The 21,516-nt window shown below is 46.9% G+C and carries 18 protein-coding genes; 9 read left to right on the forward strand and 9 right to left on the reverse strand.

The window, feature by feature from the left end:
* The first annotated feature begins 42 nt into the window (after positions 1–42).
* The 4 genes from AC5ZC7_RS08275 to AC5ZC7_RS08290 all read left to right on the forward strand — a co-directional run bounded on the left by AC5ZC7_RS08275 (position 43) and on the right by AC5ZC7_RS08290 (position 6,689).
* Complete coding sequence (locus AC5ZC7_RS08275; protein ID WP_496162680.1) at positions 43–543, forward strand: DUF3347 domain-containing protein; 501 nt, start codon at positions 43–45, stop codon at positions 541–543.
* 20 nt (positions 544–563) lie between these two features.
* On the forward strand, positions 564–2,771 hold the full coding sequence (locus tag AC5ZC7_RS08280) for a multicopper oxidase domain-containing protein (protein ID WP_496162681.1): 2,208 nt from the start codon (positions 564–566) through the stop codon (positions 2,769–2,771).
* Positions 2,772–2,783: 12 nt separating this feature from the next.
* Entirely contained in the window at positions 2,784–4,883 is a 2,100-nt protein-coding gene (locus AC5ZC7_RS08285; RefSeq protein ID WP_496162682.1) for a copper-translocating P-type ATPase, read from the forward strand.
* A 108-nt stretch (positions 4,884–4,991) separates the two neighbouring features.
* Complete coding sequence (locus tag AC5ZC7_RS08290) at positions 4,992–6,689, forward strand: ATP-binding protein (protein ID WP_496162683.1); 1,698 nt, start codon at positions 4,992–4,994, stop codon at positions 6,687–6,689.
* Here the strand turns inward: AC5ZC7_RS08290 and AC5ZC7_RS08295 are convergent, their stop codons facing one another.
* The 3 genes from AC5ZC7_RS08295 to AC5ZC7_RS08305 all read right to left on the reverse strand — a co-directional run bounded on the left by AC5ZC7_RS08295 (position 6,690) and on the right by AC5ZC7_RS08305 (position 9,487).
* Positions 6,690–7,655 (reverse strand): terpene synthase family protein, encoded by a 966-nt coding sequence (locus AC5ZC7_RS08295; protein ID WP_496162684.1) that lies wholly within the window; start codon positions 7,653–7,655, stop codon positions 6,690–6,692.
* A 292-nt stretch (positions 7,656–7,947) separates the two neighbouring features.
* Positions 7,948–8,637 carry a methyltransferase domain-containing protein gene (locus AC5ZC7_RS08300; RefSeq protein WP_496162685.1) on the reverse strand — a complete coding sequence of 230 codons (690 nt, stop codon included), beginning with the start codon at positions 8,635–8,637 and terminating at the stop codon, positions 7,948–7,950.
* A gap of 19 nt (positions 8,638–8,656) precedes the next feature.
* Positions 8,657–9,487, reverse strand: a complete 831-nt coding sequence (locus AC5ZC7_RS08305) for a helix-turn-helix domain-containing protein (protein ID WP_496162686.1) — start codon at positions 9,485–9,487, stop codon at positions 8,657–8,659.
* A gap of 182 nt (positions 9,488–9,669) precedes the next feature.
* Here AC5ZC7_RS08305 and AC5ZC7_RS08310 point away from each other — a divergent pair, with 182 nt between their 5' ends.
* The 4 genes from AC5ZC7_RS08310 to AC5ZC7_RS08325 all read left to right on the forward strand — a co-directional run bounded on the left by AC5ZC7_RS08310 (position 9,670) and on the right by AC5ZC7_RS08325 (position 13,596).
* The gene (locus tag AC5ZC7_RS08310; protein ID WP_496162687.1) at positions 9,670–10,494 is read left to right on the forward strand and encodes a DUF5672 family protein; all 825 of its coding nucleotides are present in this window, start codon (positions 9,670–9,672) and stop codon (positions 10,492–10,494) included.
* Between the two features lie 72 nt (positions 10,495–10,566).
* Positions 10,567–11,520 carry a hypothetical protein gene (locus AC5ZC7_RS08315; protein ID WP_496162688.1) on the forward strand — a complete coding sequence of 318 codons (954 nt, stop codon included), beginning with the start codon at positions 10,567–10,569 and terminating at the stop codon, positions 11,518–11,520.
* Between the two features lie 13 nt (positions 11,521–11,533).
* Positions 11,534–12,550 carry a glycosyltransferase gene (locus tag AC5ZC7_RS08320; RefSeq protein ID WP_496162689.1) on the forward strand — a complete coding sequence of 339 codons (1,017 nt, stop codon included), beginning with the start codon at positions 11,534–11,536 and terminating at the stop codon, positions 12,548–12,550.
* 47 nt (positions 12,551–12,597) lie between these two features.
* Positions 12,598–13,596 carry a glycosyltransferase gene (locus AC5ZC7_RS08325; protein ID WP_496162690.1) on the forward strand — a complete coding sequence of 333 codons (999 nt, stop codon included), beginning with the start codon at positions 12,598–12,600 and terminating at the stop codon, positions 13,594–13,596.
* Between the two features lie 88 nt (positions 13,597–13,684).
* Here AC5ZC7_RS08325 and AC5ZC7_RS08330 read toward each other — a convergent pair whose 3' ends face one another.
* The 6 genes from AC5ZC7_RS08330 to AC5ZC7_RS08355 form a co-directional block, all read right to left on the reverse strand.
* On the reverse strand, positions 13,685–14,734 hold the full coding sequence (locus AC5ZC7_RS08330) for a trypsin-like peptidase domain-containing protein (protein ID WP_496162691.1): 1,050 nt from the start codon (positions 14,732–14,734) through the stop codon (positions 13,685–13,687).
* Between the two features lie 128 nt (positions 14,735–14,862).
* Positions 14,863–15,069, reverse strand: a complete 207-nt coding sequence (locus AC5ZC7_RS08335; RefSeq protein WP_496162692.1) for a hypothetical protein — start codon at positions 15,067–15,069, stop codon at positions 14,863–14,865.
* Positions 15,070–15,135: 66 nt separating this feature from the next.
* Entirely contained in the window at positions 15,136–15,771 is a 636-nt protein-coding gene (locus tag AC5ZC7_RS08340; RefSeq protein WP_496162693.1) for a hypothetical protein, read from the reverse strand.
* A gap of 19 nt (positions 15,772–15,790) precedes the next feature.
* Positions 15,791–17,839, reverse strand: a complete 2,049-nt coding sequence (locus AC5ZC7_RS08345) for a TonB-dependent receptor plug domain-containing protein (protein ID WP_496162694.1) — start codon at positions 17,837–17,839, stop codon at positions 15,791–15,793.
* 98 nt (positions 17,840–17,937) lie between these two features.
* Entirely contained in the window at positions 17,938–18,636 is a 699-nt protein-coding gene (locus tag AC5ZC7_RS08350) for a response regulator (protein ID WP_496162695.1), read from the reverse strand.
* Complete coding sequence (locus tag AC5ZC7_RS08355; protein ID WP_496162696.1) at positions 18,633–19,817, reverse strand: histidine kinase; 1,185 nt, start codon at positions 19,815–19,817, stop codon at positions 18,633–18,635. The genes AC5ZC7_RS08350 and AC5ZC7_RS08355 overlap by 4 nt, the downstream gene beginning before the upstream one ends.
* A gap of 72 nt (positions 19,818–19,889) precedes the next feature.
* On the opposite strand from AC5ZC7_RS08355, the gene AC5ZC7_RS08360 reads away from it, so the two are divergent.
* Entirely contained in the window at positions 19,890–21,341 is a 1,452-nt protein-coding gene (locus tag AC5ZC7_RS08360; RefSeq protein ID WP_496162697.1) for an alpha-L-fucosidase, read from the forward strand.
* Positions 21,342–21,516: the final 175 nt, after the last annotated feature.

The raw sequence follows: 21,516 nt of genomic DNA on the forward strand, positions 1-21,516 counted from the left end.
CACGAACGGATAAATTTCTTCAAAAAAATAAAACATATCAACATGAAAAAGATATTACTGGCAGGAATGGTTTTAGTAGCCGGATTTTTCCAACAAGGCAAGGCACAGGATAAAACAGCTTCCGCTCAACTCTCACCTTTGTTGACGCAATACTATCAGATTAAAGACGCGTTGATCGGTAGCAATGCTACTGCCGTCGCTGCACAAGCCGAAGCATTTGTAAAGGCCGCTGCCAGTGTAGATATGAAATCCATGCCTGCAGCAGATCACAACGCTTATATGCCTTTGTCTGACAAGTTAGTAGCCGATGCTAAAGCAATTGCCGGCACAAAAGATATCAATAAACAAAGAGAATATTTTAAAACGTTTTCTGACAATATTTATTCACTGGCGAAAGCAGTATCATTATCTGCCGCACCAGTATACCAGGAATATTGCCCCATGAAAAAAGCCTACTGGCTGAGCAGCAGCAACGCCATCAAAAATCCTTACTTCGGCAACCAGATGCTGACTTGCGGTAAAGTAAGCGATACCATTAAGTAGCAGCATCTTCAATTTCGATTATGAAAGCACTATTCCTGTATATAATATTGTTGATAAGCCTGTGTGGTGTGGTTACCGCACAGGCTTCTTTAACCCAGGCTCCTAAAGTAGTTCGCTACGATTTGTATGTAGGAGATACCATGGTTAACTACTCCGGAAAAACCAGGCATGCACTGGCCATCAACGGCGCCATCCCCGGCACTACCATGCATTTCACCGAAGGCGATACCGCCGAAATATACGTACATAATACCCTGAAAGAAACAACTTCCATCCACTGGCACGGACTTATTTTACCTAATCAGTACGACGGGGTATCTTACCTCACCACCAGCCCGGTGAAAGCAGGCGAAACACATCTCTACCGCTTTCCCCTGGTACAACACGGTACCTACTGGTATCACAGCCATACCATGTTCCAGGAACAAAGCGGTATGTATGGCGCCATTGTTATCCATAAAAGAAATGAAACTAGCGAGAAAGAATATACGTTATTGCTGAGCGACTGGACCGATATGCACCCACATACTGTGAACCGCTACCTGCACAATGCCAACGACTGGTTTGCCATAAAGAAGGGATCTGTACAGAGCTATGCAGAAGCGGTAAAGCACCAGCATTTTTCTACCAAAGTGACCAATGAATGGAAACGCATGAATGCCATGGATGTGAGCGATGTTTATTACGAGCGCTTTCTCTCCAATGGCCAGCCCGCCGCCACTGCACCACAATTCAAAGCAGGCGATAAGGTACGGCTGCGTATTATCAACGGTAGCTCCTCTACCTATTTCTGGCTGCATTATGCCGGCGGAAAAATTACCGTGGTGGCCAACGACGGCGCCGATGTAGAACCGGTAGAAGTAGACCGCCTGCTGGTAGGCGTGTCCGAAACATACGATGTAGTTGTTACCGTGCCGGAAAATATGCAGTATGAATTTATGGCCACGGCAGAGGACCGCACCGGTAGTACTTCCCTCTGGCTGGGTGAAGGCATGAAGATGCCTGCCAAACCGCTACCCCGACTGAAATATTTTGAAGGGATGAAGATGATGAACGACATGATGCAAATGAACGGCGACCTGGATACCAGTGGCGGTATGCAGATGACCAATCAGCAGATGGACATGAATACCGTGATGTATCCTGAAATTACCGGCGGCGAAACGGCTGCTCCCATGCAGCACGACATGGCCGGTATGCACATGGACAGTACATCCGGAGATATTGTAACACTCAATTATGGCATGTTAAAGGCGCCGGAGAAAACAACCCTGCCACCAGGGCCCACCAAAGTACTCAACTTCGAACTAACCGGTAATATGAACCGTTATGTGTGGAGTATCAATAATAAAACGGTGTCCGAAACCGATAAGATCTTAATTAAGAAAGGGGAGAATGTAAGAATTGTGCTGTATAACAACACGATGATGCGCCACCCGATGCATTTACATGGGCACTTCTTCCGGGTCCTGAACGGACAGGGAGAGTATTCCCCGCTGAAAACGGTACTGGATATTATGCCCATGGAAACGGATACCATTGAGTTTGCGGCCACCGAAAGCGGCGACTGGTTCTTCCACTGTCATATTCTTTATCACATGATGAGTGGTATGGGACGGGTATTCAGTTATGAAGATTCTCCTCCCAATCCGGAGGTGCCGGATCCTGCAATGGCTTATCGCATGCTGAAGAAAGATGATCGCATGCTGCATACCATGGCCCGGGTAGGACTGGAAAGCACGGGGAGTGATGGGGAAATTATGGTAGCGAACACCCGTTACCGCTTATCTACCGAATGGCGGCTGGGATTAAATGATCATCATGGGTATGAAAGTGAGAGCCATTTTGGGCGGTATATAGGTAAAATGCAATGGCTGTTTCCCTACATCGGTTGGGATGTGCGTTACCGCAAAATGGAGGAATCTGAGAAGAATTTATTCGGACAAAAAAATACCAAAGACTTCAGGCAGGTGTTTCACGTGGGATTGGAGTATACATTGCCGATGCTGATAGTAGCGGATGCCTCTGTGGATACGGACGGACGCCTGCGGTTTCAGCTGATGCGGGATGATGTACCGGTAACGAAGCGGCTACGGTTTAGTTTCATGGTAAACACCGATAAAGAGTACATGGCCGGCTTCCGGTACATTGTTACCAGGAACTTTGCTTTTTCAACACACTACGATAGTGACATGGGACTTGGCGCGGGGATTACATTAAGCTATTAAAATTTAAGAGAAATGGATCATCAACATCAGCATGAGCACCAACACGGGGATCAACATCCACCAATACCTGAACATCCACCAGCGTCAGAACATGCTCATCATTCACCACACGATATGAATAACATGCCGGATCATTCCGGACACCAGCATGGCGGACATCACGATCATCATGCCATGATGATTGCCGACTTTAGGAAACGTTTTTATGTAGTGTTACTACTCACCGTTCCGGTGATGCTGTTATCAAAAATGATTCAGCAGTGGTTAGGTATTTCAATAAATTTTACGGGAGATAAGTACGTATTGCTCGCACTGTCTTCTGCAGTTTTTGTATATGGCGGCTGGCCCTTTTTAAAAGGCTGGTACGACGAAATGAAAGCCTGGGAGCCGGGCATGATGACGCTGATAGGATTTGCTATCACCGTGGCGTATATATACAGTGTGGCCACTGTGCTGGGCTTATCAGGGATGGATTTCTTCTGGGAATTAACCACGTTGATCCTCATTATGTTGCTGGGACACTGGATTGAAATGAAATCCATTGTAGGTGCATCCAGGGAGCTGGAACTACTGGTACAACTGATGCCGGACAATGCGCACCTGGTACATGGAGATCATATCATGGATGTACAAACCGCGTCGCTGAAGGCAGGAGATATTATCCTGGTGAAGCCGGGGGAAAAAGTAGCGGCGGATGGCGTGGTAACAGAAGGGGAAACCTATCTGAATGAGAGCATGCTGACGGGAGAGTCGAAACCGGTGCAGAAGCAGGCCCGCGATAAAGTGATTGCTGGTTCAGTGAATGGTAACGGGGCAATCAAAGTATCCGTTACGCATGGCTCAGCAGATTCTTATTTATCGCAGGTAGTGAAGCTGGTACAGGATGCACAGCAATCCAAATCGAAAACACAATTACTGGCAGATAAAGCGGCCCGCTGGCTTACCCTGATTGCTATCGTGGCGGGTATCGCCACCTTCTTGTACTGGTGGATGAGTGGACGGGATCTCTCCTTTGCCATTGAGCGAATGGTGACGGTGATCGTGATTTGTTGTCCGCATGCGCTGGGACTGGCGGTGCCACTGGTAATCGCCAAATCCACCGCCCTGTCGGCCAGACATGGGTTGCTGATTAAGAACCGGACAGACTTTGAAAACTCCCGTAACATCACCACCATTGTATTTGATAAAACGGGTACCCTTACCGTTGGCCGTTTTGAAGTGGTTCGTTTCGATAGCCTGCAAGCCGGCTTAACCAAAGAATCCATGCTGGCATTGGCCGCTGCACTGGAAGGTAGTTCAGAACATCCGATTGCAACGGGTATTGTGGACAAAGCAAAAGCGTTACAATTATCCCTGCCTGTGGCAGAAAATATTGCTGCTATTACCGGTAAGGGAATTACGGGTAAAGTGGGGGGTAAAGAAGTAAAAGTAGTGAGCCCAGGATTTATTGAGGAGCAGTTTAAAGACCAAAACACGAGTGCCAACATTTCCTCCGGGGAAACGGTGGTATATGTAGTAGTAGACAATGCGGTTGCGGGATTTATTGCATTGGCGGATCAAATCAGGCCGGAATCAGCGGGAGCGATTGCCACCCTGAAACAAAACCATATTAAAACCGTGTTGCTCACCGGTGATAACCGTAAGGTGGCAGAAAGCGTGAGCAAAACGCTGGGCATGGATAGCTTTTTTGCAGAAGTATTGCCACATGAAAAGCTGGATAAGATAAAAGAATTACAGCAGCAAGGGGAATTTGTAGCAATGACCGGCGACGGCATCAATGATGCGCCGGCGCTGGCCAAAGCAGATGTGGGGATTGCTATTGGCAGTGGTAGTGATGTGGCGGCCGAAACAGCCGGAATTGTATTGGTAAACAGCAATCCCCAGGACGTGGTAAACCTGATTTTGTTTGGGAAGGCCACCTGGCGTAAAATGATGCAGAACCTGGTCTGGGCAACCGGGTATAACGTAGTGGCCTTGCCACTGGCTGCCGGAGTACTGTATAAGCAGGGAATTTTACTAAGTCCGGCTGCCGGGGCGGTATTAATGACGGTGAGTACGGTAGTGGTGGCAATTAATGCCAGCCTGTTAAAAGTGAAAGGAGGTAAACCATAAATATTGCGTAATATTGTAGCGGATTTAATCATGTGATCGTATATTAGTTTACAACTGTTATTTTCGCCATGTTATCATCCCGAAAATGCCTCTCAAAATAATAACCATATGGATACTCGCCAGCTATTTCACCACGTTGTGAATGCCGGCACTTCCCACCAGGAGGAAGCGCAGGCTAAGGTGACCAGGATGGTCAATATTTTTTCAGTAACTACCACTACGCTTTGTTTGCTTTTTGGTGCGCTGGTCTATTTGGGGGCGGGTAAAATGGCCCTGTTGGTTCCGGCGTACATAGAAGCAGCATTGTTCATAGGCGTATTGCTGTTAAATGCGGCCAATAAGCCTGTTTTAGCCAGTATCTCGTTTGTTGCCATTAACAATGTGGCAATTGTGTATTTCAGCGCTGTAATGGGGATGTTAACGGAAGTACACCTGTTATTCCTGTTTCTCCTGGGCGCCTCGCTGATGATATTCCAGACCCGTACCCTGGTAGCAGCCAGCATAGTAGTGGCCGCCTTGTCTGTGATAGCCTGTGAAATCAACTATTACATCAACGTGGTGCCACCGATGCCCCTGGGACATGAACAGCAATTTATTATCCGCTGGATTACCCTGCCGGCTATTCTCCTGCTGGACATCGCTACTGTCTTCCTATATGTAAAAAGATTAAAAACGCTCAACAATAAACTGGTCAGGGCTACCGACGAGAAAACCATTTTTGTGCGGGAAACCAGCCATGAAATCCGCAACCCGCTGAATGCTATTTATGGCATTAGTCAGGACCTGCTGATGAAAGTGCATAAGGAAGAACGGTATGCCGATATCCGCCCTGAAATAGAGCACCTTTATTCCGCTACGCATAACGTATTACAGATTATCAATAATGTGTTGGCTATTTCCCGGATAGAAGGGGGGGCTTCACACGACCTGCATCCGGAGGCATTCAATATCCGGGAACTCATTACAGACAAAGTAATTGTATACCAATACATTGCCGACCTTCGCGGTATCCGGATTAAAGCGGATATCCGCGAGGGGATGCCGGCTTCCGTTGTAGCGGATAAAGGCAAATTCACGCAGGTATTGAATAACCTGTTGTTTAATGCCATCAAGTTTACCCGTGTCAATAGTGTAGTGAATATTACCGTTTTGAGAGATGGGGACTTCTGGCAGTTCCAGGTGAAAGATCAGGGACCGGGCATACCGGAACAAGAACTGTTGTCGGTATTTACGCCATTTAAGGCCGGGAAAAGCGATTTTGAGGGTACCGGGCTGGGTTTACCTATCACAAAGAAGTATGTGGAGTTAATGGGCGGAAAAATAGCCGTTAACAGCGTGCTGCAGGAAGGAGCCACTTTTGTGGTGCAATTGCCGCTGATAGTGCCGGAGAAACCGGTAGCCCCGCGCGCTGCCTCTTTTATGGAATTAACCCTGCATAAAGGGATGAAAGGGCTGGTGATTGATGACAATGAGATGAGTCAGTTGGTACTGGCTAATTTCCTGCGTAAACTGGGCTTTAATACCCTGGTAGCTGGTAGTGGGGTTGAAGGGATTAACAAGGCAATGGATGAAAAACCGGACGTTGTTTTCATAGATAGTTATATGCCGGGACTTAGCGGAAGCGATACCATCAAACGATTCCGGGAAATACCTGCGTTTAAAGACATTCCGGTGATTGCCGTGTCGGGTGATGCTTTCCAGGAGTCGATCGATGATTTGCTCGGGGCTGGCGCCAGTGAATACATTTCCAAGCCTATTGATCTACGGCTGTTGAACAACACCCTGAATAAACTGTTACCACAATAATTAAGCATATACATACAGGTAGCGGGTAGTATCCTGGCTACTCCAATCGATATTTCCTCTCATCATGCGGCCAAGTGCCAGCACATATTCCTCCAGTACGGGTTTTACCGTATTGGAACAAAGGGCAGTGAGTACATCTGCCGTGTTATTAAACAACGCTACTTCTGAATTGTGGATGCGGACAGCCTGCTCTACGGCTTGTTCCAGCGTAAGCTGATGATGGTGTTTAAGCAGCATTACCAGGTTCAGTTCATCTCCTCCTTCCAGTTCTTTGGAAAAAGAGTATAAATCGTTTGCCCAGCAGATGGTGCGACTGCAATACAACCCCAGGCTTTTTACCTGTTTGTTGGCCCGTAAATCCGCCGGCAAATTGATTTCTCCTACCAGCGTGGCGAGGTCCAGGAAGAAGTTAGCGCCCCCGATTTGTGGGCGGAAACGGATGTAATCGTTCAGGGGAATGTTCCTGGCATTGTCCACATGCTTCATACGCCACATATTGGCCATAAAGGCGTCTTTAAGGCTGCGGGCGAAGCGGGTTTGCCAGGCTTTGTTGCTGATTTGCCGCATCCGTTGCCAGATGTCGCTCATTGCGGCGAGAATAGGGCCGCCGGTGGCCAGCGTAAACGTTTTGTTTGCTTCCAGCACCTGCATCATCTGGTATACCATGCGTTCGAACCCGGTATTGAACTCGTTGGGTGCGAGGGCATCGAGGTGGTCGTCCCAGAGGAAGAGCAGCGTGTTGAAATCGCTTGCAATGCATAGCGAAAACAGGGAGGCATTCGGGAACATACGGGCTACCATCCAGGTGAATTTCTGCTGGTGGTAATGTTCCCAGGTAGCATGGTCTTTCGCGAGGTGGAAAGCATGTACCCAATCGGTGGTGTGTTGATCCGCTTCATATACTTGCGGATGGAGTGTTTCAGGGAACGGGCAATAAAGTTCCGGAGTGGAAATTGTTGATAGCATGACAAATTGCATTTTAAAGGTGAATAGATATAAAGTCGATCTTTTTCAACGGGAGTCATGACAAGTGATAATTAGTGGTTTTCTTTTCCCGGATTACAAATGTATTAATGTAGGGGAGTACGTCCGAAAAAGAATGGCGGGATAACACAAAAGAGGGACTGCCACTTTGAATGGCAGTCCCCCGTGTATAAAAAGGGTCGAAATGATAAATCTATTCAGCTTTTCACCGGGTTTGTAATGAGCGGGTTCCGGATTTGCAAAGTGTTTTGTTGGGTGTTACGGATCTGTGTTGTTACGCGCTTTTTCTACCTACAAACCTGATTACGGCGCCCTTGCCACTGTGAAAGCGCCCTTCCTCCAGGTGTATTTCTTCTTCTGTGAGCAGGAGCGTATCATAGTTCACAAAATCGGCCATGATTTCTGCCTCGGAGAATAAGGCGGCGATATCATCGGGGCCGCCTACTTTGGGATTTAGTTGTTTAAGGGGAAGATGTTTTTTGCTAAAAGCTTCGAAGAGGATAATGCCGCCGGGTTTCAACAGTGTATTGAGTTGACGGTGAAAGGCTGATTTTTTTTCGGCTGCAATATGGGCGTAGATTAGTCCAATGGCGTCAAAGGACGCGGGTGGAAAGGAGAGCTGTTCCAGTTCACCTACGAGGTAATTAATCGTTACCTGTTGTTCCCGGGCTAATTGCAGGGCTTTGCTGCAGGCTTCTTCACTCAGGTCGAAGGACGTGACGTTCCAGCCCATTTGTGCCGCAAATACGCCGTTGCGGGCTTCTCCATCGGCGGGCATAAGGATAGTACCGGGGGGGAATTTTTGTAGCCATTCTTTAAAAAAAAGATTAGGGGTTTTGCCATAAGCATAGGTAGTGGTGCGATATCGGTCGTTCCACTTTTGTTTGTCGTTTCCGGTGGTCATGGTGGTGCTATTGTTACGGTGGTAAAGATAGGCGGGAAGGCTGATGCCGGAGTAGGACAAATAGGTAGTTGTATAGGATTTATTTGAAGTGATGCCGGAATGCTTCCGGAGATTGGCCGGTATGTTTTTTAAAGAACCGGATAAAGTAGGAAACATCTTCGTAGCCCAGCAGATCAGCCACCTGGTTTACCTGGTTGCTGGTGGCCAGCAGGTATCTTTTGGCTTCCAGCAGGATATATTCATTGATCATTTGAGAGGCTGTTTTGCCCAGCAGGGTTTTCGTGATGGTGTTGAGTTGATAGGGCGACAAATGCAACAGGGAAGCATATTGTGCCACTTGTTTGTGTTGGGAGATATGTGTTTCCAGCAAAGTGGAAAATGTTTGCAGTTGTTCCTGCATATAGGAGTGATGGTTGTTTGCCTGTGTTACATCGCTACGGGTAAGTGTGATGAAGAAAATATCCAGCGTGGCCGCAATGATGGGCAGGTAACCTGGTTGCTGCCGGGTATTTTCCTGCAGGATATCTGCGAGCAATGAAAATAATTTTTTCGACTGGGCAGTGTCGGGTTGGTAGTGATTAGTATGGGCCGCTTCATGAAACTGTTGTGCGGCGGTTGGGCTGGCAGGAACATAATAGGCAGGATTGAACTGCATCATATACCCGGTGCTGTTTTTTCCCAGGTGGAGTTGATGAACCTGCCCGGGGCGCAGGAAAAAAATGGCATGATGCCCAATGCGGTATGGTGTGAAATCTATTTCATGATGCCCGGTTCCTTCTTTCACGGCCAGCAGGTAGTAGAAGTCGTGCCGGTGTAGCTCCTGCACCATATCATTTCCCGCCAGTACGTCCTGGAGATCACGGATACCAAAGGAGGCAGGCGGAATATGTCTTACCGGTATTTTTTTCATGCCTGCCGAAGATAAGTAGTTTCTTGTTTTGCGATGATTGGCATAAAAAAGAAGGTGTTGCCGGCGTATAGAGGCCCAATCGGAAATAAAGCCCCTGGCGGCCTCCTGCGGTTAAAAATTTCGCCCCGGATTAATTTTATCTTACATTTGTAAGCCAAAAATGTGATTGTTAATAGTCTTTTATGGTCGATTCCCGGAAATTATGCGTAGTTATACCCGTACACAAACCTGTTTTGTCTGCTGAAGAAAGGGCCTCGTTGCTTGCCTGTAGCCGGCATTTGAAGGATTATGCTTGTTTCCTGGTATTTCCGGAAGGATTAGTAACAGACGATTATCTGAAGATTAATCCTCAGCTGATATTAAAGCCGGTACCGGCTTCCTGGCTTTCCTCCATCCAAAACTATAACAAAACGAAGGTATCGCCGGCGTTTTATGCGCTATTTGCCGAATACGATTTTATGATGACGTATGAATTGGATGCATATATTTTTAATTCCAACATTGCGGAACATCATGGATTTGCCTTTGATTTTATTGGCGCTCCCATTTTTGAGGGTTTTGGGGAAGCGAAGAAGGATGCACCTTTCCTTAATGCACTTAATTCGGGCTTCTCTATAAGAAATATTAAATCTTGTATCAGGGTACTGGATAAGCTCTATAAATACCGGTTCTGGTGGAAGGTAGAAAAATTTTTCCTTACCAGTATCCCGGGTGTACGCAAGTTGGTAACAACGGAGCGAAAAGAACTCATTTTAAATTATCATCTTAACCATTTTTTCAAAGATCGCTTCTTTCATGAAGATATGATCTGGACACAGGTGGTGCCAGCACTTTATCCCTTTTTTAAAGTGGCCCCACCGGAGTTGGCCGCTACTTTTAGTTTTGAAGTAAACGCTGATGCGTTATATCAACGGAACCACCAGCAGTTGCCCCTGGGATGCCATGCCTGGGCTAAATATTGGGGATTCTGGAAGGATTATATCAGGGAAATGCCGGATGCGGGATAGGGTGGAAGGATATCTTTCTGGTATCAATGATTTAGATTTGCATTTTATTAAATATAAGATTCATTACTTGCTATGTTAAACTATGCAGTGAAATCACCTGTTTTGTTACTCGCTTTTAACCGGCCGGATACGGCGTTACAGGTATTTAACAAGGTGAGAGAGGCCAGGCCGTCAAGATTGTACATAGCAGCGGATGGCCCCCGGCCGGGTGTAGAGAAGGATATACTTTTATGCGCGGAAACCAGGCAAATTTACGATCAGATTGATTGGGAATGTACCGTTCATAAATTGTTCCATACAGACAATAAAAGCTGTGACGTAGCAGTGGCGGAAGCCATTACCTGGTTTTTTCAACACGAAGAAGAAGGTATCATCCTGGAAGACGATTGTTTACCTGCGGATGATTTTTTTTATTTCTGTGATACCATGCTGGAACGTTACCGGTATGATACCCGCATGGTGAATGTGACTGGTACTAACCTGCAAATGGGAAAGAAGTGGGGCGACGCCAGTTATTACTTCTCCCGTTATACGCAGATATGGGGCTGGGCCGGCTGGCGTAGGGCCTGGGCAGCGTACAATACGGATATGAGCATGTACGAGGAGGCTGAAGTCCGCAGAAGATTAAATTATATTTTCCGGGACCAGATGCTCATTCAGGCATGGATGGAAACCTTGCAGGACTTAAACACTGGAAAAATAAATTCGTGGGATTACCGGTTTAGCCTGATTAATTTTTTTCGTAGCGGACTGTGTATCACGCCTAATGTGAACCTGATCAGCAACATAGGATTCAGAGCGGATGCCACACATACTCATAATAGTATGCTGAATCATCACGCCAACTTACCAACGGGAGAACTGGATAAGCCATTGGTACATCCGCTGTATGTTTCACCAGAAGATGATGCCGATTACTTTTTTCAATGGAAAGATTTCGGATTGGTGCACAGATGGGCGAGATACCGTAAAGAGAAGAAATTGAAAACGCGTATTAAGAGATGGGTAAAGGGACTGTTTAAATGAGCAATTGTTTGATATGATCGATTCGCATGAAGTAATAGACTATTCGTTGGTTATATGTACCTATAACCCCGATGAGCGTATATTAAAGCGTTGTTTGAATGCTGTGATGCAGTTGGATACAACCAATATGGCTGTGGAGGTTATCCTGGTAGACAACAATAGCCAGGTTCCTTTAGCAGACCGGCCTTTTGTGCAGGCGTTCAAAGAGAAGATCGCGGGGCTCAGCATTCTCCGGGTACTGGAACAGGGATTGAGTCATGCCCGTATTGCAGGGATTGAGCAATCGAGGGGAAACTACATTGTATGTTTTGATGATGATAATGAACCAGACCGTCACTATATCCAGGAACTGAAAAAATTAAATACCCAATTCCCGGAAGTGGGAGCATGGGGGCCTGGTATCGTTGAGGTAGATTTCATGGACGGTATAGCGGCTGATATTGAAGTTTTTGCCAGTTATGTTTTTCAGAAAAGAACGGAAAAGGAAGTAAGAATGGCCAGGGAACATTCCTGGCAACCCTGTTATCCTTTTGGTACCGGGCTTTCTATAAAAGCTGCCCTGCTGAAGGAATACGCGGAAATGGCCAAACAGGGCCGCTTTACCGCTTCCGGCAGAAAAGGTAATAAACTGATGAGTGGAGAAGATACGCAGATGGTATTTCTTTGTATCAGCAAAGGATATGCGGCGGGCGTAGCGCCATCGATGAAGATCACACATATGATTCCCGGAAATCGCGCCAACAGGAAATACCTGGAACGGTTGATATATGGGAATTACCTGTGGTACGAGACTTGCCTGTTACAGGTTTTCCCGGAGCAAAAACCGGCCGTGGAACAGCGGTTGATGCCGGCAGGAAAATTCTCCAGGGTATCGCTGAAGAAATACCTGCGGTCTAAATTTAGCAGCAATCCGCACCGGGTATTTAAACTGGTAGGATTCATTGCGCAAAATACAGCGATATATACCGCGTTGAATAAACCTGTTCCGGGGTTGGTGAACCGCATCATAAAATCACTTCGGGTGGAATAAATAAACAACCACTTGTTTTGTGTTTATAAATTTAATTGGAAAGAAAAATGCAGATAAGAGTTCAGGAGCATGATACCAGCGGTATTTCCGTGATCATTTGTTGCTATAATAGTGCCGGTCGCTTGCCGCAAACACTGGCGCATCTGGCAGCGCAGGTTATTCCTGATAATTTTTTCTGGGAGATTTTATTGATCAATAATGCTTCCACCGATAACACGGTGGCCCTTACCAACGAAATCTGGGAGGCCAGAAAACCGGTAAATGCCACTTGCAGGATCATTGATGAACTTACACCGGGGCAGATGTATGCCCGGAAAACAGGTGTCAGGGAAGCAAAGTATGAGTACCTGGTTTTTTGTGATGATGATAACCTGCTGGATAAAAACTATGTTTTTAAATCGTGGCAGGTGATGACACAACATCCCAACACCGGCATAGCAGGTGGTCAGATTGCGCCTATATCAGACATCGATGTCTATCCGGATTGGTTTGAGGAATATAAGGCTAATTATGCCATTGGTATTCCTGCAGAAATATCGGGAGATATTACAGAGCGCGGATATGTAGTGGGAGCGGGGATGGTAACAAAAAGATCCTTGTTCCTGGAGGCGCTGGACGATCGCTATCCTTCTCTTCTGAATGGTAGGGATGGTGAAAAATTAAGCACTGGTGATGACTTCGAATATTGTAAGCGGTTGCTGTTATGGGATTATCGGTTGTATTATGACCAGGATTTGAAAATGCAACATTTTATACCCAAAGAACGATTAACAGCAGCTTACCGTGATCGTTTGCTGGAGGGGATTGTAGACGCCCAAAAGATATTGCTGGAATATCACCGGGCACATTACCTGTTGCAGAAAAATAAGGGAAAGAATAAATGGCGCTTATTGCTAATGGCTCCTCTCCGGATCTGTTTCGCCAGCCTGGGTTTATCCCGCAGAAGTGTGATCAATGAGCGGATGGTGTTTTTTTACATGGCTCCGTTCCCGGTAAAATCTAACCCGGTAAGAACCACTATTAAAAATTTTATACATCGTGCGTGATATGGGCAGCCATAGCGCATGAAAGCATATGCTTACAACATAAATGAAAAGGCTGACCCGAACGCATCCGGGTCAGCCTTTTCGTTTGTTACTGCTTGATTTCCCCCGGAATCACTTCCACTACTACTTTTCTTCCTCCCCGTAAAACATCTACTGCAATCTTTTTCCCGATCTGTTTATCAGACAGCAGCAGGTGAAGATCATCAACAGAGGCTACCGGTTTCCCATCAAAGGCGATGATGATATCGCCGATGTGTAATTCGGAGTTGTAGAAATTGCCGTCCGGTACTGTTTCAAAAACGTATACCCCGGTTTGGACGGATAATTTGTTGGCAGCAATCATACGGCTGCTGAGGTTCACCGGCTGTGCGGCAATACCCAGTTGCGCTCTCCTGATTTTGCCGTGCAGGATGAGCTGACCAGCTATCTGTGCGGCCAGGTTGGAGGAGATGGCGAAGCAGAGCCCCTGTGCGGAGGCGATGACCGCGGTGTTTACGCCGATTACCTGTCCCACGGAATTAACCAGCGGACCGCCGCTATTGCCCGGGTTAAGGGCTGCATCCGTTTGTATCACATTGTCTATCAGCCGGCCGTTGCTGGCGCGGAGGGTGCGTCCCAATGCGCTCACCACCCCGGCGGTGACCGTATATTGTAATCCCATCGGATTACCAATAGCGATGGCGATTTGTCCTACCTGCAACGTAGACGAGTCGGCTAACGGCATTGCTTTAAGCCCCGATTCATCAATTTTCAGTACGGCAATATCCGTAGAAGGATCGGCGCCTTTGATTTCTGCGCTCACTCTTCTGCCATCCACAAAAGATACTTTTATGCTTTCGGCATTTTCTACCACGTGATTGTTGGTAATGATGAAACCATCAGAAGATATAATGAAGCCGGAGCCGGTACCCGCCTGCGTACGCCTTTCCCGCGAACGCTGATCGCTTACTTTTTTCTGTACTTCTATGTGTACCACTGATTCAGCCACCGTACCCACTACACCGGTAACGGTCTGGGAATAGGCATCTAATAAACTCCTATCGTTCGACGCCTGGTGCGTTAGAAATGAAATTGAGTTATCCATAATAGTACGGCGCTCAAATTTATTTCCAGATTGCAGCAGGTGCCGTTTTGGCATTGCTGCACCCGGTTTTATGTCATCTTTGCTATGGTTGACTGCGGAGTGGTAACACCTATCGCAATTTTGACGGTTTTCCCATTAAAAAGATCGCTGTCCGGGTATCCGGACAGCGATCATGGTTTGTTTTAAGGGTGAGGAGCCGTTACTTTCACTTCTTCCCGGTAATGGCACCAGGGGCCATTACCGTTACCCCGGGCAAATGCCATTCTCATGAAGATCGCATTGCTGACAAAGAAGAGTACAATGACCAGTATAGCTGCTACTTTGCCAATAGTACGGAGGGCCGGTTTTTTCGAAAAGCCGCCAAAAATGTTCCCGATAATAAATACCATGCACGCTACAAATAGAACGCGTAGCAGGATTATAATCCCAAATCCCATGATCTTTCCATTTAAAGGTTATTTAAATTTGCTCAGCAGCGCTTCATCTTCCGCTTTACCCCAGTGCGGATCTATGCCGGTAGCCGGAGTAGCCAGTTGCTGCAGGCTTTGTGTAGCCAGTTGTTTCGCCAGGTCTTTATCGCCACCCCACATTCTTGGTGTATAATATTTCACCCAGGCCGTCACAAACATGGCCCTTGGATTTTGTGGGTCTAAGGCTTTGGCCTGTTTCAGTGCCTGTTCCGACTGCGGGCCATATTTACGGCCATAGCTCATAGGGTTGATAAACACTTTGGTGCGGTATACCATGCTCAATACGGTATATACTTCTGCTGCTTCTTTAGGTTGTTTGGTGGCGTCTAATAAGGCCAGTGCTTTTTTTGCCTGCTCTTCGCCGCGGATGCTGTATGGTTCAATTTTTTCGCCATCATCCTGTAAAAGAAAGCCAATTTTTGCGTTACATAATGCCGCATAGTAAGGCGCCAGCCAAGTCGGTTGTTCAGTGATACCAAGGAATGTTTTCTCCAGTGTTTCATAGTCTTTTACCGTTTGGGCCTGATCCAATTTCGTTACTGCCTGCTGTAAGGCATTGGATTGTGCAAACCCGCTATAGGTAACGAATAAAACAGACAGGCAAATCAATAGTTTTTTCATTTTTCTTTTTTTGTAAGGTTTATAAATTGTTATTTAGGAAGTCGTCCGTACGATCTATGCCGAAGCTCATGAATATGCCAATAAACACATTTCGTGTAGCCGGTAGCGTAACAGGTTGTTTAATGAGTCCATTATAGCTGTAGTTATATCCAAACACCTGCCGGGTGCCGGTGATATTGTTGATGCCCATGGCCACGCCGGAGAAGTCTTTCCATTTTTTGTTTTTAAAGAAAGAGCAGAGCCAGGCCACGTGCAGGTTTACCGCATTATATCCTTTGGTAGTTCCTTCGTCATTAATACCATTGTTACCGATGTTGTAGTATGGCCTGCCTGCAGCCATGGCCCAGGACAGGTTTACGTTGGTATTGATATTGGGAAAGTACTTTTTAATGGCTACAGTAGCGGTGTGTGGCGCTGCAAAAGAGGGCCGTAGCTGGTAGGGATAGTTCAGGAAATCGCGTTTGGTATCGAGATAAGTATAGGTTATCCAGTAGTCCAGGTTTTTGATACTTTTTTTATCCCGCCAGAATAGTTCCACTCCCTGAGCATAGCCTTTCCCGTTATTACTAAGTACGGGCGATGTTTTGATGAGATCCTGGTATTGCTTGTAGTATACTTCTGCCCGGAAGAAGCGGTTATTGGCTTTCTTCGTATAGTTCAGCACGTAGTGGGTAGCACTGGAAAAATTAAGCTGGGTGGACTGGTACAGGTAGTCGTTGGCCGGCTCCTGGTAAAAGATGCCATAGGCCAGGTTAAACTGGCTGCCATCCTGTAACCGGTAGGCCAGACTGATACGTGGCGCCACTACAGTTTTCTGTAACACAGAAGAATACTCCATCCGTGCACCCGCCTTAGCCGCGAGATTATCCGCGAGGTAAATATCACCTTCTGCAAATACGGCCGTGAGGTAATCAGTTACACGGAGCAGGCTGTCGTTGGAGTGGCCATGGTCATGCGTATAAAACTGTTCTGCTCCAAAGCGCAATGTTTGCCCCTGTGGAAAGAAATGGGTGAGCACCAGCCGGGCCTGTGCAAAATCCGTTTCTATATTCCGTTCATTGCTTTTATAACTGTAAGGGATATACGGAATAGTGACGATATTTCCTTTAACATCACTGAGGTGCAGGCTGTTTTCCTGCCGGTTATAGCTATAGGCCAGGCCGGCGTCCAGTTTCCAGTTTTCGTTCAGGTAGCTGCGGAAGCTGAGATTATTATAGCTGTTCCATCCGCGTACCTGGTAGCCAGCTTTTAGTGCGGCGCTGTCGATGTCGGGATTATTCATACCTACATCGCTGTGTCCCCAGCCGCTATAGAGTTTCAGCATGCCTGTTTTACCGGTTTTGATCCGGAAGTTGAAGTTGCCATCCGCGTAGAGCGGGCCGCTGAAATAATCCGGTTTTTGCGGAACGATGCTGTTGTAGAGCGATTGATTACTATAACTCAGGTTGAATCCGTAGCTGCTGCGGTTATTTTTAGCGAGGTGTTGCATGCCGGCGCCGAGGGTAGTGGGAAATACAAAAAGCCTCGCAGAGGTTTTTTCCGGAAGGTCTTCGCTTTCCAATATGAGGGCACTGCTCATGGCGCCGCCATACAAAGCGGAGTAGCCGCCGGTGCTGAATAAGATGCCTTTGAACAGGAAAGGATTGATACGGGCAGATTGTTGTACGCCTGGTACGGACGGGTAGTTAGGCGTACGTAGCAAAGTGCCGTCTATGAATTGCCGGGTTTCGTCGCTGGTACCGCCGCGTACAAACAAGCCTTCCTGTTCGCCAATTTGTTGGGCGCCTGGAAGAGACCGTAATGCCAGGCTGATATCACCGCCACTGCCGGCTACGGTGACCGCTTCAATAGGTGTGAGTGAAGCGCCTTTGGCGCGGTCGTTGGCTTCAAAAGCGCCTGCGCTGATAACTACTTCGTGCAGCGCGCGTTTGCTTTTAATAGCGGTGTCTGCTACGGCGTGGGCTGTGTCGGCAGCAGGCAGGGCTTTACGCGATGTATCTGCTGTTGGCTTGTTTTGTGCCGCCGCCGTGCTGGCAAACAGGAGGAGTATGATGGTACTTGTTTTCATTACTGTAGCAAGATGTTACAGCAAAACTAGGCGGAAGAACAAGCGGGATTTTGAAGAGTAGACAGGATGGGGAAGTGTTGCGACAAAACGGGAAAGGCTTAGGTATGCAGCAGCCTGTTTACATTCTCTTTATAAAATTCGCTGACCGGAATTTCCAGGTCGCCGATGCAAACGAGGTCGCGCTTAATCATGGTAACTTTTTGCCTGGCCACCAGGTAAGATTTATGGGTACGAATAAAAGACGCCGCTGGCAGCTTTTCTTCTACGGCCTTCATGGTCATGCGGGTGAGTATAGGTTTGGTGGAATTGGTGAGATGTATTTTGATATAATCTTTCAGGGCTTCAATATAATTAATATTGGCGGTGACTATTTTCACCTGTGTATATTCTACGTTTACAAAAAAGTAGTGGTCGTCGGGAGGCGCCGTGCTGCCTTGTTTCAGCCGGTGCAGTTCATTGGCCCGGTTGCAGGCTTTCAGGAAGCGTTCAAAGCTAAATGGTTTCAGGAGGTAGTCTACTACCTGCAGGTTGAAGCCTTCGAGTGCGTATTGTTCATAGGCGGTTACCAGTATCACCATTGGCGGTTGTTGGAGGGATTGTAGTAGTTGCAGACCATTCAGGCGGGGCATTTGTATATCCAGGAAGAGGAGATCAATTTGTTCCTGTTGTAATACTTCCAGCGCTTCCATAGCGTTTTTACATGTTTTTACCAGGTGCAAAAAGGGCACCTGCCGGATATTATCTTCCAGCAGTTCCCGCACCAGTTGTTCATCGTCTATGGCTAAGCAACGTATCATGTGAGCTGTAAAGTTAAGGTAATATGGAAAACAGGTGGCTGGTTCCGGATAATTAGCTGGTGTTTGCCCGGATAGAGCAGTTGCAGCCTGGATTGCACATTGGCCAGTCCTATGCCGGAGTTTTCATCTTTGCTGGCAGCGGGATCATTATCGAACTGGTTTTGTACATCGAACGTGAGTTGCTCATCTACCGCCAGCAGGCGAATCTCAATTTCCGGCCGTTGCGTATAGCCGGTACCGTGCTTGAATGCATTTTCCACGAAAGGGATGAGCAGCATAGGTTCTATGGTAAGATGCGCGGTATTGGGATCGATATTGATATGATGGTGGATAGCTACATCATTCCCGAACCGGAGTTGTTGCAGGGCGATATAACTGTTGAGATAAGCCACTTCTTTTGTGAGCAGTACTTTTTTGCCGGTGGTATCATACAGCATGTAGCGCATGAGGTCGGAGAGCATGATGAGGGCGGGTTCCAGCTGATCCGATTTTTTGCGGGCCAGCGATACCAGGTTGGTGAGTACATTAAAAAGAAAATGTGGGCTTACCTGTGAACGCAGAAATTTTAATTCCGTGCTGAGTTGCGCGGCCTGTTGCTCTTTTTGTAGCCGGTCTGCCCGGATCCTGTCTACTACCTTACAATATACCAGGCTGATGATATAAGTGCCTACAGAAGGTGCAAATACAAAGCGGTAGGACGACATATCCCGGAGTACCGTCGGGAATCCATGTGCCATGATGCTGTATTTCAGCGGGAAGGAGATGCCAATCAGCAGGATCACGGAAAGAATATACAACCACCAGTACTGTTTATTCCACAACCGTGGATACAGAAACAGAGAATTAGCGTAAAAAATACCCATATGGATAAAACCACAGATGGTAAAAAACAACCCGGGGAAAGTACCAATGCGGTAATCATTGGCGGCATTGGAAACAATGTAAGGGAGCAACAACAATACACTCCATATCAATATATGGAGCGCGATAATAATTTTCCTGAATGGCGCCTGAATAGTCATGATGATGCTTGCCTTAAAGCTACTGTTTTTTTTATGGGAATACCGGATACCTGGCAAATTTAGCACGGCAGCGGGTGTGGGAGGACGGTATATAGACAAGACGGGTGAATGTGCAGATAACCGGGGAATAAGTGCAGACGGGGAAGTAATTATTATCATCAGAGAAAATACCATTAACATAGGCAACAGCAATGACTAACTTTGGGAACCTTAAGTATTTAAAGACTTGTTATGAAAAAACGCGTTGTTGGTATACTCTTTTTTTTCCTGTGTATGACCGCCGGTTTTGCACAAAAGTATGAAGCGAACTGGGCTTCGCTGAATAAACGAGGCATTCCCGCCTGGTTTAATAATGCTAAATTCGGCATCTTCATTCACTGGGGTGTGTACGCGGTACCTTCTTTCTCTGCAGTAGGACCTGGTGGGTATTCTGAATGGTATTGGGCTACACTCAACAGTGGTTCCGGAGATAATCATGAGAAAACGAAAGCTTTTCATGAAAAGAATTATGGCGCCAATACACCGTATCAGAGCCTGGAGAGCCAGTTTACAGCTTCGCTTTTTAATCCGAAGCAATGGGCAGACGTATTTCGCCGTTCCGGTGCAAAATATGTGGTGCTGACCTCCAAACACCACGAGGGTTATTGCCTGTGGGATAGCAAGGAAGCCAATACGTCCTGGGGCCGTTCCTGGAACGCCGTTACGGGTACGCCTAAACGGGATTTGCTGGGCAACCTCACCAATGCCGTACGTGCAGAAGGATTGCGCATGGGATACTACTATTCCCTGTACGAGTGGTTTAACCCGCTGTGGGAAAAAGATAAGCCCCGTTATGTCAGGGAAGTGATGACACCACAGTTTAAAGACCTGGTAACCCGCTATAAACCTTCTGTTATTTTCTCTGATGGAGAATGGGATTTGTCTGATACTGCCTGGAACAGCACCTCGCTGCTGGCCTGGTTGTATAACGAATCTCCTGTAAAAGACGAAGTAGCTGTAGATGACCGCTGGGGCAGTGGTACCCGGGGTAAAAACAATGGTGCTACTTACCTGACTTCAGAATATGGCAGTGGCATGCAGCCCGGCGTTGTATGGGAAGAAAGCCAGGGTATCGGGCAGTCATACGGTTATAACCGCATGGAAACCGCCGATGACTACAAGAAAAGCAGCGACCTGATTTTAATGCTGGTAGATATCGTATCCAGAGGTGGCAACCTGCTGCTGGATATTGGACCCACCGCAGATGGCCGTATCCCGGTGATCATGCAGCAGAAACTGCTGGACATTGGTCAATGGCTGGAAACAAACGGAGAAGGTATCTATGATTCCAAACCATGGAAAGAAACCAGGCAGTGGAGTATGGGCAAACGTCCGGAAGTGAAGGACGAAGCTTTCATGTCTGGTTATAACATCAGCAACCTGGTGAAGCCTTCAAAAGAGCATGCCAGTGTAGAAATGTTCTTTACCAGCAAGCCTGGTGCGCTATATTGCTTCTTGCCGGCGTATCAGTCGCAGGTAACTATCCGGAACTATACACCAGCCAAAGGTGCGGTGGCAAGTATCCTGGGTACCAGTAAAAAGATTTCCTGGTCACAGAAAGGCAAAGATTGTGTAATAGATTTATCAGCGCTGCGTCCGGGCGATATCGCTAATGGACTGTTTGTGGTGAAAATGAAGGGCTGATATTTTTTTGAGCAGAAGGCATAAAGCAGAAAGCAAAAAGCTATTAAAGCGAATGACCAGCGCGAGTATTTAAATTACTCATCCACGCCGGTCATTCGCTTTAATAGCTTTTTGCTTTCTGCTTTATGCCTTCTGCTCAAAAAATGATGTAGTTTTCTTAAAAAATTATTTTAAA

The sequence above is a fragment of the Chitinophaga sp. 9-1-y genome, assembly GCF_059511905.2.